Below are 14,492 nucleotides of genomic sequence, written 5' to 3'. Positions count from 1 at the left end.
CATGACCGCTCCCCTGGTTTCGCTCTCCGGCCTCACCGTCGATTTCGACCAGGGCGCCCGCCACGTCCGGGCGCTGCATGGCATCGACCTCACCGTCCGCCGTGGTGAGGCTGTCGGCCTCGTTGGTGAATCCGGCTGCGGCAAGTCGATCACCTGGCTCGCCGCGCTGAGACTGCTCGGGCCCCGGGCGCGCGTCGGCGGGCGTGTCGAGCTCGACCGGCAAAACCTCCTGGATCTGCCCGAGACCGAGCTGTCGCGGGTGCGCGGCAGCCGCATCGCCATGATCTTCCAGGATCCGGCGTCATCGCTCAATCCGGTGCACCGGATCGGCGCGCAGATCGGCGAGGCACTGACGCTGCACAAGGGCCTGACCGGCGAGGCCGCACGGGCCGAAGCCAAGCGGCTGATCGACCGGGTCCGCATTCCCGCCGCGGCGACCCGGCTCGACGCCTATCCGCATGAATTGTCCGGCGGCATGAACCAGCGGGTGATGATCGCCATGGCGCTGGCCGGCGATCCGGACCTGCTGGTTGCCGACGAGCCGACCACGGCGCTCGATGCCACCATCCAGGCGCAGATCCTCGACCTGATCGACGAGATCCGCCGCGACACCGGCATGGCCCTGGTGCTGATCTCGCATGATCTCGGCGTGGTCGCCGACCTCTGCGACCGCGTGGTGGTGATGTATGCCGGCCGGATCGTCGAGGAAGCGCCGGTCGACGCCTTGTTCGACGAACCCGGCCATCCCTATACCCGCGGCCTGCTCGCCGCCCTGCCCGATCTCGACGGCCCGCGCCGCCGGCTGACCGCCATTCCCGGCACCGTGCCGGCGCCGGGCAGATTGCCCCATGGCTGCGCCTTCGCGCCGCGTTGCGCCTTTGCCGAAGCCGGCTGCTCGGAACGGGTGCCTGTGCTGGCAGGCGCCGGCGACCACCGCATCGCCTGTCCGGTCGAGATCGCCGTCCCGGCCGAGCCCGTGGCGGAACCGCTGCCGGAACGGGTTCTGGTCCCGGCATGACCGCGCTTCTGGAAGTCGCAGACCTGACGCGGGCCTTCACCGTCCGGCTGCCTGGCGGCCTGTTCGGCCGCACCGCCGCGTTGAAGGCGGTGGACGGCGTCTCGTTCGAGGTCAAGGCCGGCCGGACGCTCGGCGTCGTCGGCGAATCGGGTTGCGGCAAGTCGACCACCGCCAAGCTGGTGCTCGGCATGATCCCGGCGACCTCGGGCAGCATCCGTTTCGAAGGCCAGGCCGTGGGGTCGGTCCATAACGGCACCTGGCGGGCGCAGCGCCGGCAAATGCAGATGATCTACCAGGATCCGCTGGCGGCCCTCGACCGCCGGCTGACGCTGGCCGAGCAGATCGGCGAGCCGATGGCCATCCACGGTCTCGGCGGCGCCAAGGCCGAGCGCCGCGAAAAGGTGCGCGAGCTGATGGACGCGGTCGGGCTCCGGACCGACATGGCCGAGCGCTACCCGCACGAGATCTCCGGCGGCCAGCGCCAGCGCGTGGTGATTGCCCGCGCCTTGTCGCTCGAACCCAAACTGCTGGTCTGCGACGAGCCGGTTTCGGCCCTCGACGTGTCGATCGCGGCCCAGGTGGTCAACCTGTTCCAGGACCTGCAGGAACGGCTCGGCGTCGGCTATCTGTTCATCTCGCACGACCTGAAAGTGGTGCGCCAGGTCAGCCACGAGGTGGCGGTGATGTATCTCGGCCGGATCGTCGAGCGCGGCGCGCCCGACGTGCTGTTCCACCGGCCGGCCCATCCCTATACCCGCGCGCTGGTCGCCGCGGTACCGACGCCCAAGCGGCGCAAGCAGCGCGAGCGCCTGATCCTGACAGGCGATCCGCCGAGCCCGGTCGACGTGCCCCGCGGCTGCGCCTTTCACCCGCGCTGCCCTTTCGCGATCAAGGTCTGCGGCGAGGTCACACCACAATTGCAGCCGGGCGACGACGGGCGGCTGGTCGCCTGCCATGTCGTGCACGGCGAAATGAAAGCCGCCGCCTGAGATGACCCGCTTCCTTTTGACCCGGCTGGCCCGTGCCGCGCTGACGCTCGTCTTCGTCGTCACCATCGCCTTCGTCATCCTCAGGATGTCCGGCGATCCGGCCTTGACCATCCTGACGCCGGATGCGCCACCCGAGGCGATCACGGCCTTCCGCAAGGCCTGGGGCCTCGACCAACCGCTCTGGGTGCAATATTTCGAATATTTCCGGGCGATCTTCGAAGGCAATCTCGGCCGCTCCATGCGCGACGGCCGTTCGGCGATCTCGATCGTCGCCGAGCGCGTGCCGCTGACGCTGGCGCTGACCATCCCGGCCTTCCTCTTGAAGCTCGCCATCGGCATTCCCGCCGGCATCTATGCAGCGCTTCACCGCAACAGCTGGATCGACCGGGCCATCATGACCGTCTCGGTGATCGGTTTCACCGTGCCGAGCTTCGTGCTCGGCCTGATGCTGGCGCTGATCTTTGCCGTCAAGCTCGGCTGGCTGCCCTCGGGCGGATCGGAAACCTGGCGCCACGCCATCCTGCCGATCGCCACCTTGAGCCTGGTCGGCGCCGCCGTGATCGCCCGTTTCACCCGTTCGGCCATGCTCGAGGTGTTGGGCCAGCCTTATATCCGCACGGCGAGCGCCAAGGGCGTCACCTGGCGCGACGTGGTGGCCCGTCACGCCCTGCCCAATGCGGCGATCCCGACCATCACCATTGTCGGCTTCCTGGTCGGCTCGCTGGTCGCCGGCGCGGTGGTGGTCGAGAGCGTGTTTTCCTGGCCGGGCGTCGGCCGGCTCCTGATCACCTCGGTCGCCAACCGCGACCTGGCGGTGGTGCAATGCATCCTGCTGCTGGTCGGCGCCACCATGGTGGCGGCCAATCTGATCGTCGATCTCGCTTATGGCTGGGTCGACCCCCGGCTCCGCACCGCCTCGGCCAAGACGGGAGGCGGCTGATGGACGCGCGCACGCCTGAAGACCTCTTGCGCAAGACCGAAACCGAAGCGCGCACCGGCGCGGTCGTGTCGGCCAAGGGACGGCTCGCCCATGTGTTCGAGCGGTTCCCGCCGGTGGTCATCCTGGCACTCGCCTGGATCGCGCTGATGGCGCTGACCGCGCTCCTGGCCGACGTGCTGCAGCCTTATGACTTCAAGGCTCTCGACCTGCGCGGCCGGCTCAATCCGCCGGTTTTCATGACCGGCGGGTCGTGGCGCCACCTGCTCGGCTCGGACGAACTCGGCCGCGACGTGCTGGCGCGTCTCATCGTCTCGATCCGGCTGAGCCTGTCGCTCGCCTTCATGGCGACCATCATCTCGGCCGTGCTCGGCGTCACGCTCGGTTTCCTCGCCGCCTATTTCCGTGGCCGCATCGAGCAACTGATCCTGATGATCGTCGACGCCCAGGCCTCGATGCCGTTCATGATCATCGCGCTGGCGGTGCTCGCCTTCTTCGGCAATTCGCTCGTGCTGTTCACCGTGCTGATGGGCTTCCACGGCTGGGAGCGGATCGCCCGGATCGCGCGCGGCCTCGCCATTGCCGCCAACGAACACGGTTATGCCACCGCCGTGCGCGACCTCGGCGCCTCGCCCTGGCGCATCTATGGCCGGCACATCCTGCCGAACATTGCCTCGACCCTGATCGTCTCGATGACGCTGACCTTCCCGGAAGTGATCCTGCTCGAATCCGGGCTGTCGTTCCTGGGCTTGGGCGTCCAGCCGCCCTTGACCTCGCTCGGCAACATGGTCGGCTACGGCCGGGAATATATCCAGACCGCGCCGTGGATCCTGATCGCGCCCTGCTCGGTCATCGTGCTGACCACGCTGTCGGTGTCGATCCTTGGCGACTGGCTGCGCGACCGGCTCGACCCGACGCTCAAGTGACCCTTTTTCCAACCAAGGACCCAAGACCATGACTGAGAAAACCCTCGGCGTTGGCCTGTCGATCGATGTGAAGGACCCGAACTTCAAGGATATCGGAGCCGCCATCGACGACGCCCGCCAGCTCGGCGTCAATTTTGTCGAGCTGCCGCTGCACAAGCTCGATATCGTGGTCGGCGGACGGATTCTCAGGGATCGCCTCGCCGATCTCAAGGAGCGCATCACCAATCGCGGCGTCGCCTATTCGCTGCACGGCCATCTCGGCATCAACCTGATGGAAGATCAGCATGTGATCGGCCTGCACAAGGACGTGCTGAAGGCGAATCTCGAAATCGCCCAGGCGCTCGGCGCCGTGCACCTGATCATCCATTCCGGCTTCTGCCGGCCGCAGCAGGGCAGCGCCGTGGAGCTTGCCTATGATCGCCAGCGCGAGATCCTGGCCGCCTTCGGCGCGGAAGCCGAAGCCGCCGATGTCGTGGTCTGCGTCGAAAACATCTTCACCTATGATTTCGGCCGCCATACCGCGCTGCCATCAAGGCTCGCCGCCGAACTCGCGCTGATCGACCATCCCTTCATCCAGGCGACCTTCGACTTCAGCCACGGCTATCAGCATTGCGGCCAGGTCGGCGTCGACTTCGTGACCGAGGCCAAGGCGCTGACGCCGTTCTCCAAGCACCTGCATCTGCACGACAGTTTCGGACGGCCCAAGGATTTCTGGACCTATTCGCAGACCGAGGATCTCGCCTTCGGCGCCGGCGACCTGCACCTGCCGATGGGCTGGGGCTCGATCCCGTGGGACCAGATCGCCGCCGAGTGCAGCTTCCCGGACGGCGTGGTCGGCGATATCGAACTGCAATATCGCTACTGGTCGGAAGCCCGCGATACGGTGGAAACCGCCAAGGCGTTCTGCGCCAGGCTCGGCGCTGCCGAGCTCGCCCAAGCGGCGGAATAAGCCTCGCCATGGCGCCGGGCGCGACGGTCTGAGCGCCGTCGCGCCGCGATTCCGGCTACGGCCGTCAAACGCGCCGATCAATTTGCCGTGCGCGTGCTGCGGTCGCCGCTGGCCATCGCGCCGATCATCATCTCGGCCGCTTGGCACGAACGCACCGCTGGCGAGCCCGCCCATCGCCGGTTCCGCAAGGCGCTGTCGCAGGCTGTGCCTGGCCTCCAGCCTCCGCGTGCAACCCTGCCGTGCCGCTTGCGCGGGTCCGGCCGGACCCGCGCTGGACCGTTCTAAAGACCGACTGGAAAAGGAAAAGCCCTTCGTGTTGACTGCCGCCTGCTGCCATGCAGCAATGGCAGGTGAGGAATGCGTCAAGAAGAACAGATTTGCATGGTTGAAGCGAGCGACGACAACATCCTGGTGACGGAGGGTCTGACCAAGGACTTCAAGGGCTTCACCGCGGTCAGCGAAGTCGACCTTGCGGTCCGGCGCGGCTCGATCCATGCGCTGATCGGTCCGAACGGTGCCGGCAAGACCACCTGTTTCAACCTGCTGACCAAGTTCCTGACCCCGACGCGCGGGCGCATCAGCTATAACGGCCGTGACATCACGGCCTCGAAGCCGGCCGATATCGCCCGGCTCGGTCTGGTCCGGTCATTTCAGATTTCGGCGGTCTTTCCACATCTGACGGTGACCGAGAACGTCCGCATCGCGCTGCAGCGCAAGCGTGGCGACTCCTTCGATTTCTGGGTCTCGGAACGGGTGCTGAGCTCGCTCAACGCCGAAGCGCTCCGGCTGGTCGAGGCGGTTGGCCTCGCCGATTTCGCCGAGGCGACCGCCGGCGAACTGGCCTATGGCCGCAAGCGCGCGCTGGAGATCGCGACGACGCTGGCGCTCGACCCGGAAATGCTGCTGCTCGACGAACCGATGGCCGGCATGGGCCGCGAGGACGTCGACCGAATCGCCGCGCTGATCCGCAAGGTCTCGGCCAACCGGACCATCCTGATGGTCGAGCACAACCTGTCGGTGGTGGCGGAACTGTCCGACCGGATCACCGTGCTCGCCCGCGGCCGGGTGCTGGCCGAAGGAGACTATGCCACCGTGTCCAAGGATCCCCGCGTCATCGAAGCCTATATCGGGGGAGTTGGTCATGGTTGACACAGCCGCCGACACCACAGCCGCGCGCGGCGCCGCGTCGACCGCCGCCCAGCCGATGCTGGCGGTGAACGACCTTCACGGCTGGTACGGTGAATCCCATGTGCTGCACGGCGTCAGCTTCGACGTCGCGGAGGGCGAGGTGGTGACCCTGCTCGGCCGCAACGGCGCCGGCAAGACCACCACGATGAAATCGATCATCGGCATCCTGCAGAAGCGCCAGGGCTCGATCCGGTTCCAGGGCGAGGAGACGATCGGCTACCCGTCGCGCGCGATCGCCCGGCTCGGCATCGGCTATGTGCCGGAGGAGCGTGGCATCTATTCGACCCTGTCGGTCGAGGAGAACCTGCTGCTGCCGCCGTTGGTCCGGCCCGGCGGGCTGTCGCTCGACCAGATCTATGAGCTGTTCCCGAATATCCGCGAGCGGCTGACCAGCCAGGGCACCAAGCTGTCGGGCGGCGAGCAGCAGATGCTCGCCATCGCCAGGATCCTCAGGACCGGCGCCAAGCTGCTGCTGCTCGACGAACCGACCGAAGGCCTGGCGCCGGTCATCGTCGAGCAGATCGGCCGCACCATCGCCCGCCTCAAGCGCGATGGCTTCACCATCGTCCTGGTCGAGCAGAATTTCCGCTTCGCCCAGACCGTTGCCGACCGCCACTATGTGGTGGATCAAGGCCGCGTCGTGGATATGATCCCGAACGCGGACATGGACCGTAACATCGCCAAGCTGCACGCCCACCTGGGCGTCTAGGCGCAAAAGCAACAAGAACGCATTGGACCCGGAGGAACCCACGATGGATCGACGCTCTTTGCTCGCCGGCGCGCTCGCGACCGGCTTCTCCATGAAGGCCATGGCCCAGGCGCAACAGCCGGTGCCAATCAAGATCGGCGTGCTGAACGACCGGTCGGGGCTCTATGCCGACCTGACCGGCGAGGGCTCGGTGGTCGCCGCCCGCCTGGCGGTCGAGGATTTCGGTGCGGCCGCCAAGGGTCTGCAGGTGCAGATCGTCTCCGCCGATCACCAGAACAAGCCGGATGTCGGCGCCAATATCGCCCGGCAATGGTACGACAATGACGCCGTCGACGTGATCGCCGACGTGCCGACCTCGTCGGTCGCGCTGGCGGTCAACCAGATCACCCGCGAGAAGAACCGGATCCTGCTGAATTCGGGCGCCGCGACCTCGGACCTGACCGGCCCGCAATGCTCGCCCAATACGGTGCACTGGACCTATGACACCTATGCGCTGGCCCAGAGCACCGGCGGCGCCATGGTGCGTGCCGGCGGCGACACCTGGTTCTTCATGACCGCCGACTACGCCTTCGGCCATGCACTGGAGCGCGACACTGCCGCGGTGGTCCAGAAGGCCGGCGGCCGCGTGCTCGGCGCCGTCAGGACGCCGTTCCCCGGCACCGACTTCTCGTCCTTCCTGCTGCAGGCGCAGGCCTCCAAGGCCAAGGTGATCGGCCTTGCCAATGCCGGCGGCGACACCATCAACTCGATCAAGCAGGCAGCCGAATTCGGCATCACCCAGGCCGGCCAGAAGCTTGCCGGGTTGCTCATCTTCATCACCGACGTCCATGCCCTCGGCCTGCAGACGGCCCAGGGCCTGGTGCTGACCGAGTCGTTCTACTGGGACCTCAACGACGGCACCCGCGCCTGGTCGAAGCGGTTCGCCGCGCTGCGCGGCGGCAACATGCCGACCATGGTTCAGGCCGGCGTCTATTCGGCGGTCCTGCACTACCTGAAGGCGGCCGCGGCGACCAAGTCGCGCGAGGCGGCCGGCAACATGGCCTGGATGAAGGCCAATGCGACCGAGGATCCGCTGTTCGGCACGGGCAGCATCCGCCCGGACGGCCGCAAGATGCATCCGGTCTTCCTGTTCGAGGTCAAGAAGCCCGCGGATTCGAAAGGTCCATGGGACTATTACAAGCAGATCTCGACGCTGTCCGCCGAGCAGGCCTTCCGCCCCGTTGGCGAGGGCAATTGCCCGCTGGTGCGCGCCTGACCTGACCCCGCCCAACGGGAGCGCCGGCTTGCCGGCGCTCCCGCCCCTCACCAGGATCGACGCCTCATGTTCGAGCTTCTCGGCGTGCCGCCCCAGGCCCTGTTCGGGCAACTTCTGCTCGGCCTGATCAACGGCTCGTTCTACGCCATCCTGAGCCTTGGCCTCGCGGTCATTTTCGGGCTTTTGAACATCATCAACTTCACCCATGGCGCGCAGTACATGATGGGCGCCTTCGTCGCCTGGATGCTGCTCAACTGGCTCGGGCTCGGCTATTGGTGGGCGCTGGTGCTTGCCCCGATCATCGCCGGCGTGACCGGCGTCGTCATCGAGCGGCTGTTTCTGGCCAGGCTGTATCATCTCGACCATCTCTACGGCTTGCTGCTGACCTTCGGCCTGGGCCTGATCATCGAGGGACTGTTCCGCAACCAGTTCGGTTCGTCGGGCCTGCCCTACCAGATCCCGGCCGAGCTGCGTGGCGGCCAGAACCTCGGCTTCATGTTCATGCCGAACTATCGCGGCTGGGTGGTGGTGGCCTCCGTCGTCGTCTGCCTGGCCACCTGGTTCATCATCGAGAAGACCAAGCTCGGCTCCTATCTGAGAGCGGCGACCGAGAACCCGGCGCTGACCGAGGCCTTCGGCATCAACGTGCCGCTGCTGATCACCCTGACCTATGGTTTCGGCGTCGGCCTTGCCGCCTTCGCCGGCGTGCTGGCCGCGCCGATCTATTCGGTCAACCCGACCATGGGCGCGAATATCATCATCGTCGTCTTCGCCGTGGTGGTCATCGGCGGCATGGGTTCGATCCTCGGCGCCATCGTCACCGGCTTTGGCCTCGGCATCATCGAAGGCCTGACCAAGGTCTTCTACCCCGAAGCCTCGGCCACCGTGATCTTCATCATCATGGCGATCGTGCTGCTGGTGAAGCCAGCCGGTTTGTTTGGAAGGACCGCCTGATGGCCGATACCGCCGCCTATGGAACTGCTCCGGCCGGCCTCGCCCTGCCCGAAACCAAAGGCGCGAGCGCGCTGCACCGGGCGATCTTCATCGCCCTGGCGGTGGCGCTGGCGGTGCTGCCCTTCATTCCGGTGATCGGCTATCCGTTCTTCCTGATGAAGGTGCTGTGTTTCGCGCTGTTCGCCTGTGCCTTCAACCTGATGCTCGGTTATGGCGGCCTGCTGTCGTTCGGCCATGCCGCCTATTTCGGCCTGGCGAGCTACGTCTCGGCCTATACGGCGAAGCATTGGGGGCTGACGCCGGAACTGTCGATCCTGCTCGGCACCGCGTCCGGCGCCGCGCTCGGCTTCGTCTTCGGCTCGCTGGCGATCCGCCGCCAGGGCATCTACTTCGCCATGATCACCCTGGCGCTGGCACAGATGGTGTTCTTCTTTTCGCTGCAGACGCCGCGTTTCACCGGTGGCGAGGACGGCATCCAGGCGGTGCCACGCAACAACCTGTTCGGCCTCATCCCGGTCGGCTCCGACCTCGCGATGTATTATCTGGTCGCCACCGTCTTCATTGTCGGTGTGCTGCTGATCTACCGCGTCATCCACTCGCCCTTCGGCCAGGTGCTGAAGGCGATCCGCGACAACGAGCCGCGCGCCATCTCGCTCGGCTATCGGGTCAATCAATACAAGCTCACGGTCTTCGTGCTGTCGGCCTCGCTCGCCGGCCTTGCCGGCGCGACCAAGGCCATTGCCGTCCAGCTCGCCTCGCTGACCGACGTGGCCTGGCAGATGTCGGGCGAGGTGGTGCTGATGACCCTGGTCGGCGGCATGGGAACGGTGTTCGGTCCAATCGTCGGGGCCGCTGTCATCATCTCGATGCAGAACTTCCTCTCCGGCCTCGGCGCCTGGGTTACCGTTGTCCAAGGCCTCATCTTCGTGGTCTGCGTGCTGTTGTTCCGCGAGGGCATTGTCGGCGTCATCAGCAAGGCGCTGCGCCGGCCGCTGTGACCAATGCTTCGAGCCCGCCGCGCCGGCTGCGGGACGGCGGCGGCGAGCCATTTCGAGGAGCCTTTTCCAAAAGTCCCCGGCAGGCCCGACCCACCGGGCCGCGGCGGCGCCCAGCAACACGACAATGCCATATTGATTCGCGAGATCCTGTCCGGCGGATGAAGGACCATGGCTCGCGACGGTCGCTCGAATCTGTCTGAGGTGACAGCGTCCCGGTTCGTGCCGCCGGGCCGACCGGCCAGCGTCCTGCTCGTCGAGGACGATGCCGAAATCTCACGCATGCTGATCGATGTGCTGCATGCCAGCGGGTTCCGGGCGGCGGCGGCAGCCTCCGCGATCGAGATGGACCGGTCTTTCGCCGCCGACGAGATCGACCTCGTCGTGCTCGACGTCATGTTGCCCGGCGAAGACGGACTGAGCATCTGCAAGCGGCTGCGCGGCGCGTCCGGCATTCCGATCATCATGCTCACCGCGCTCAAGGAGGACATGGACCGCATTGCCGGCTTCGAAATCGGCGCCGACGACTATGTCACCAAACCGTTCAACCCACAGGAGCTGGTCGCCCGGATTCGCGCTCTGCTGCGGCGCTCCTACGCCGACCGGCATGGGCCGGCCAGGGCGGCGCGCGCGCTCGGCTTCGCCGGCTGGCGGATCGATTGCGTCGCGCGGCAGCTGGCCGACCCGACCGGCGTGAAAGTATCGCTCACCAGCGCCGAATTCGACCTGCTGCTCGCATTCTGCCGCAACCCGGGGCGGGTGCTGTCGCGCGAACGGCTGCTGGAGCTGACTTATGGCGGCCTGGCAGGGCCGATCGAGCGCAGCGTCGACGTGCATGTCAGCCGGCTTCGCCGCAAGATCGAACAGAGCGCCGGCGATCCCGCCTTGATCAAGACCGTGCGCCTGGGCGGCTATGTGTTCACACCCAGCGTGGAGGCGCTATGACGCACCTCCTGCCACAAACCATCCGCAGCCAGATCACCGGCCTGATCGTCGTGACGCTGGCGATGGCGACCGTGCTGGTGATCTGCCTGGTCCAGCTGCAACTGCTGGGTTCCGAAACGCCGCGACTGGCGCGATCCGTCGCCATCGTGCCAATCATCACCATCGTTCAACTCGCCCATGCCGGCGCACCGGAGGAGCTGGACCAATTGGCCTCGGCCGGCGCGCGTGCCGGCATCGAGGTCCGCAAGGCCGCACCTGCCGAACTCCTGGCGCAACCGGCCGAGGCCAGCCGCGCCCGCCTGATCAGCCGGTTGAACAGGTTCGGCAATGTTCCGGGCAGCGGCGTGCTGCAGGACGCGATCGCGCTGGCGGGCGACGACGATTCATTCCTGATCAGGCGCGACGAAACCAACGGCCTGGTCTTTCGGCTGCCGGCCGAGCGCGGAATGTTCGCAGTGGTCACCCTCAGGACCGGGACCGCCCTTGGCATCGTCGCGATTTTTCTGACGGTCCTGTCGGTCTACGCGGCGCGCTGGATTACGTCGCCCTTGTCCGCCTTTGCCAGTGTCGCACGCACGTTCGGCCAGTCGCCGAACGATGCACGGGTGCTGGGCGAGCGCGGCCCGCGGGAGATCGTCCAGCTGGCGCAGGCGCTCAACGAAATGCGCACGCGCATCAGGGCGCTGGTCGAAAGCCGGACGCGCATGCTGGCCGCGATCGCGCATGACCTGCGCACACCATTGACGAGGCTGCGCCTCTACGCCGAACTGCCGCACACCGACGCTACCAGGGACAATTTGATCCGGGAGATCACCGCCATCGACACCATGCTGGGCGAGACCCTTGCCTATCTGCGCGACGATGCGCAGGCGGAGGGCATGTCGCCGGTCGACCTGCCGAGCCTGTTGCAGACGATCTGCTCCGATTTCGCCGATCTTGGCCATCGCGCTTCCTATTACGGCCCCGACCGGATTGCTTTTGCCTGCCAGCCCTCGGCGTTCCGCCGGGCGATCACCAATCTCGTCGACAATGGAATCAAGCACGGCTCCGCGGTGTCGGTCCGTCTGGCGCGCCTGGACGCCAGCCGGATCACCATCGAGATCACCGATGACGGCCCGGGGATCCCCGAGGCTCTCCGGGACAAGGTGTTCGAGCCGTTCTTCAAGCTCGATCCCGCCCGGACGAGATCGGGACAGGCCGGCTTCGGTCTCGGTCTTTCGATCGCGCGCGACATCATCAGAAAGCATCGCGGCGAGATTCGCCTGCACGACCGGCTGCCGCACGGCCTGCGCGTTCGGATCATGTTGCCGGCTTCGACGGCCTGAGGCCGCCGTCGGTCCCCACGCCGATCATCTCGCCGACGAGGTGTCGGTCCGCGCGCCATTGTCGGTCCATTCCGGCGGCAGGCCGATGGCCGCCCCCGCCAGACCGGCGACACCGCCGCGACCGAAGGCGTCGCACGCACTTTCCTTCGGCGCCGCGCCAACCATCGATCCGACCCGGTGCATGGCTGGCAGAGACGGCATGGTCTTGAACGGGCTTGCGCCGGTCACGAGCAGCTTGCTGAAGTCGTCGCCGAATGCGGAGGCCAGATCATAGGCATCGCCGGCCGGTGAGGCCCGCGGTTGGCCGATGAAGGCATTGGCGCCGCGCGCCCACATCATCGCGGCCTTCTGCGTGCCGCCACCGTCGCGTGCCTCGGCCTCGAGCGCGAGCCCGCCGAGGCCGATCGGAATTCGCACCGACGGCACCGGAACCGACACCGAGGCGGCATGGGTCGCCACCGAGGTTGCGACCGAGAGAGCCTTCGACGCGACAACCGCAGCTTCATTGGTCGGAACGATGGATGTGATGGACGCCTGGACCACCAGGTCCGCCGGCTGGGACCCTGTGACGATCTGAAACCGGTCGCTGAGGCCAATGCAGAGCGATCGATCGACGGCATTGGCGACCAGCCGGCGTTGCGTGTCGGGCAGTTGTATCTGCAGGGCAGAGGCGACAAACGTCGTCGGTACGATGCGTATCGTCTTCGCGGCCAGGATATCGTCCCGGCTCACGCTCACCTGTGCCCGCGTGAACCAACCGTCCTGAGGCGCCATATGGTCGTAAGACGAGAGCGAACCGGCACGCTGCAGCGGGACCGAGGCACATCCGGCGACAAGCGGCAGCAGCAGGCCAAACAGCACGCGCATGCCCGGCGGAAGGCCTGACGGCTCCTTGTGGGCCTCTGGCCACGATACCGCGGGATCGCGGCGGGACGGGCTCTGTCGCAAATCTCGAACGGCACTCACCATGGGGCTCCTGGCGGCGGTTTGTCTCCCGATCGCCCGCCAAGGCGAACAAGACATCGTCGATGCCGCGCCTGAAGCGATACACGGCGATCAACGCCAAGAGGTGCCCGGTGTTGTTAAGAGATGTTTCAACCGCGCGCCGCGGCTGTCCCGACGGGTCGGGACAGCCGGCCGGACCGCACCGGGCCCTCCGGCCGGGCTGGGCAGCGCACACGGATCCTGCTTTGTGGCGGAGCCCCGCGGCCTTGCCGACCGCATCCGAGCCCGCTCTCGGCAAGGCGTGAAGTATCGTCGGGATCCCGGCGTCTCTCGCCCTGCGACGGCCGCCGAAGGCAGCCGCCGTCTAATCCAGCGTGATGTTGTTGGACGCGATGGTCTCGGCCCAGCGGGTCCGTTCCTCGGCGATAAAACGGGCGATCTCGTCGGGCGTCTGCGCCTTCAGCACGATGAAACCGAAGGGCTCCAGCGCCTTGCGCAGCGTCTCGTCGGTCAGCGCCTTGGCGACCCCCGCGGCAAGCCGGGCGGCGACCTGATCCGGGATCTGGCGCGGCGCGGCAAGCCCGAACCAGACGGAAGCGCGATAGCCCGGATAGCCGCTCTCGGCGACCGTCGGCACGTCGGGCAATTGCGCCAGGCGTTCCGGCGTGGTCACCGCGAGAGCCCTGAGATTACCCGCCTGGATATGTGGCAGCGAACTCGAGATCGTGTCGAACATCACCTGCACCTGGCCGGAGACCAGGTCGGTCAGGGCCGGGGCGCTGCCGCGATAGGGCACGTGGGTCATGCGCACGCCCGAGGCCATCTTGAACCGCTCCGCGGCCAGATGCAGCGGGTTGCCGATGCCGACCGAGGCATAATTCAGCTTGTCGCCGTGGAGCCGTCCGTGGGCGACGAATTCAGCCAGCGTCTTCGCCGGCACCGAGGGATGGACGACGACCACCAGCGGCACCTCGGCAAGCAGGCTGATCAGGCGCAGGTCCTTGTCGGGATTGTAGGACAGCCGGCGGTAGAGCAGCGGATTGAGCACCATGTTGGCGCCGCTCGCCAGGAACAGCGTGTGGCCGTCGGGCTCCGAACGGCTGACCGCCTCGGCGCCCAGGCTGGTATTGGCCCCCGGCCGGTTCTCGATGACCAATTGCTGGCCGAGATCCCTCGACAGGATGTCGCCAAGGCCGCGCGCCAGCTGGTCGCTGGCACCGCCGGCCGCATAGGGCACGATGAAACGGATCGGCCGTGTCGGATAGTCCGCGGCATGCGCCGGGGCGCCGGCGCCGGCAAGGCCGAGTGCAAGGCCGAAAAGCCGGCCGGTGAAACGCAGTGCCATCAGAAGTCCTCC

General features: G+C 66.9%; 14 protein-coding genes. 12 read left to right on the top strand and 2 right to left on the bottom strand.

Annotation, left to right across the window (positions count from 1 at the left end; translation table 11 throughout):
- The first annotated feature begins 1 nt into the window (after position 1).
- From E8M01_RS17605 to E8M01_RS17550, 12 genes are all read left to right on the top strand, one after another.
- Entirely contained in the window at positions 2-1,018 is a 1,017-nt protein-coding gene (locus E8M01_RS17605; protein ID WP_136961314.1) for an ABC transporter ATP-binding protein, read from the top strand.
- The gene (locus E8M01_RS17600) at positions 1,015-2,007 is read left to right on the top strand and encodes an ABC transporter ATP-binding protein (protein ID WP_136961313.1); all 993 of its coding nucleotides are present in this window, start codon (positions 1,015-1,017) and stop codon (positions 2,005-2,007) included. The genes E8M01_RS17605 and E8M01_RS17600 overlap by 4 nt, the downstream gene beginning before the upstream one ends.
- A gap of 1 nt (position 2,008) precedes the next feature.
- On the top strand, positions 2,009-2,947 hold the full coding sequence (locus tag E8M01_RS17595) for an ABC transporter permease (protein WP_136961312.1): 939 nt from the start codon (positions 2,009-2,011) through the stop codon (positions 2,945-2,947).
- On the top strand, positions 2,947-3,870 hold the full coding sequence (locus tag E8M01_RS17590; RefSeq protein WP_136961311.1) for an ABC transporter permease: 924 nt from the start codon (positions 2,947-2,949) through the stop codon (positions 3,868-3,870). The genes E8M01_RS17595 and E8M01_RS17590 overlap by 1 nt, the downstream gene beginning before the upstream one ends.
- A gap of 28 nt (positions 3,871-3,898) precedes the next feature.
- Positions 3,899-4,819 carry a sugar phosphate isomerase/epimerase family protein gene (locus E8M01_RS17585; protein ID WP_136961310.1) on the top strand — a complete coding sequence of 307 codons (921 nt, stop codon included), beginning with the start codon at positions 3,899-3,901 and terminating at the stop codon, positions 4,817-4,819.
- Between the two features lie 381 nt (positions 4,820-5,200).
- Positions 5,201-5,968, top strand: a complete 768-nt coding sequence (locus E8M01_RS17580) for an ABC transporter ATP-binding protein (protein WP_136961309.1) — start codon at positions 5,201-5,203, stop codon at positions 5,966-5,968.
- A gap of 55 nt (positions 5,969-6,023) precedes the next feature.
- Entirely contained in the window at positions 6,024-6,716 is a 693-nt protein-coding gene (locus E8M01_RS17575) for an ABC transporter ATP-binding protein (RefSeq protein WP_425467742.1), read from the top strand.
- Between the two features lie 43 nt (positions 6,717-6,759).
- Positions 6,760-7,971: an ABC transporter substrate-binding protein gene (locus E8M01_RS17570; RefSeq protein WP_136961307.1), complete on the top strand. Its 1,212-nt coding sequence runs from the start codon at positions 6,760-6,762 to the stop codon at positions 7,969-7,971.
- Positions 7,972-8,037: 66 nt separating this feature from the next.
- On the top strand, positions 8,038-8,925 hold the full coding sequence (locus tag E8M01_RS17565; protein ID WP_136961306.1) for a branched-chain amino acid ABC transporter permease: 888 nt from the start codon (positions 8,038-8,040) through the stop codon (positions 8,923-8,925).
- Positions 8,925-9,923: a branched-chain amino acid ABC transporter permease gene (locus E8M01_RS17560; RefSeq protein WP_136961305.1), complete on the top strand. Its 999-nt coding sequence runs from the start codon at positions 8,925-8,927 to the stop codon at positions 9,921-9,923. Before E8M01_RS17565 ends, E8M01_RS17560 begins: the two co-directional genes overlap by 1 nt.
- Positions 9,924-10,091: 168 nt before the next feature.
- On the top strand, positions 10,092-10,865 hold the full coding sequence (locus tag E8M01_RS17555) for a response regulator (protein ID WP_136961304.1): 774 nt from the start codon (positions 10,092-10,094) through the stop codon (positions 10,863-10,865).
- Positions 10,862-12,190, top strand: a complete 1,329-nt coding sequence (locus tag E8M01_RS17550; protein ID WP_136961303.1) for a HAMP domain-containing sensor histidine kinase — start codon at positions 10,862-10,864, stop codon at positions 12,188-12,190. The genes E8M01_RS17555 and E8M01_RS17550 overlap by 4 nt, the downstream gene beginning before the upstream one ends.
- 24 nt (positions 12,191-12,214) lie before the next feature.
- On the opposite strand, the gene E8M01_RS17545 is transcribed toward E8M01_RS17550, so the two are convergent.
- Entirely contained in the window at positions 12,215-13,057 is an 843-nt protein-coding gene (locus E8M01_RS17545; RefSeq protein ID WP_136961302.1) for a DUF3313 domain-containing protein, read from the bottom strand.
- Between the two features lie 442 nt (positions 13,058-13,499).
- Entirely contained in the window at positions 13,500-14,480 is a 981-nt protein-coding gene (locus tag E8M01_RS17540; protein ID WP_136961301.1) for a Bug family tripartite tricarboxylate transporter substrate binding protein, read from the bottom strand.
- Positions 14,481-14,492 lie beyond the last annotated feature (12 nt).

The sequence above is a fragment of the Phreatobacter stygius genome (genome assembly GCF_005144885.1).
GTDB lineage: Bacteria > Pseudomonadota > Alphaproteobacteria > Rhizobiales > Phreatobacteraceae > Phreatobacter > Phreatobacter stygius.
The sequence above is the reverse complement of the archived record's forward strand: the minus strand, read 5'-3'. Positions and strand labels throughout refer to the sequence as shown.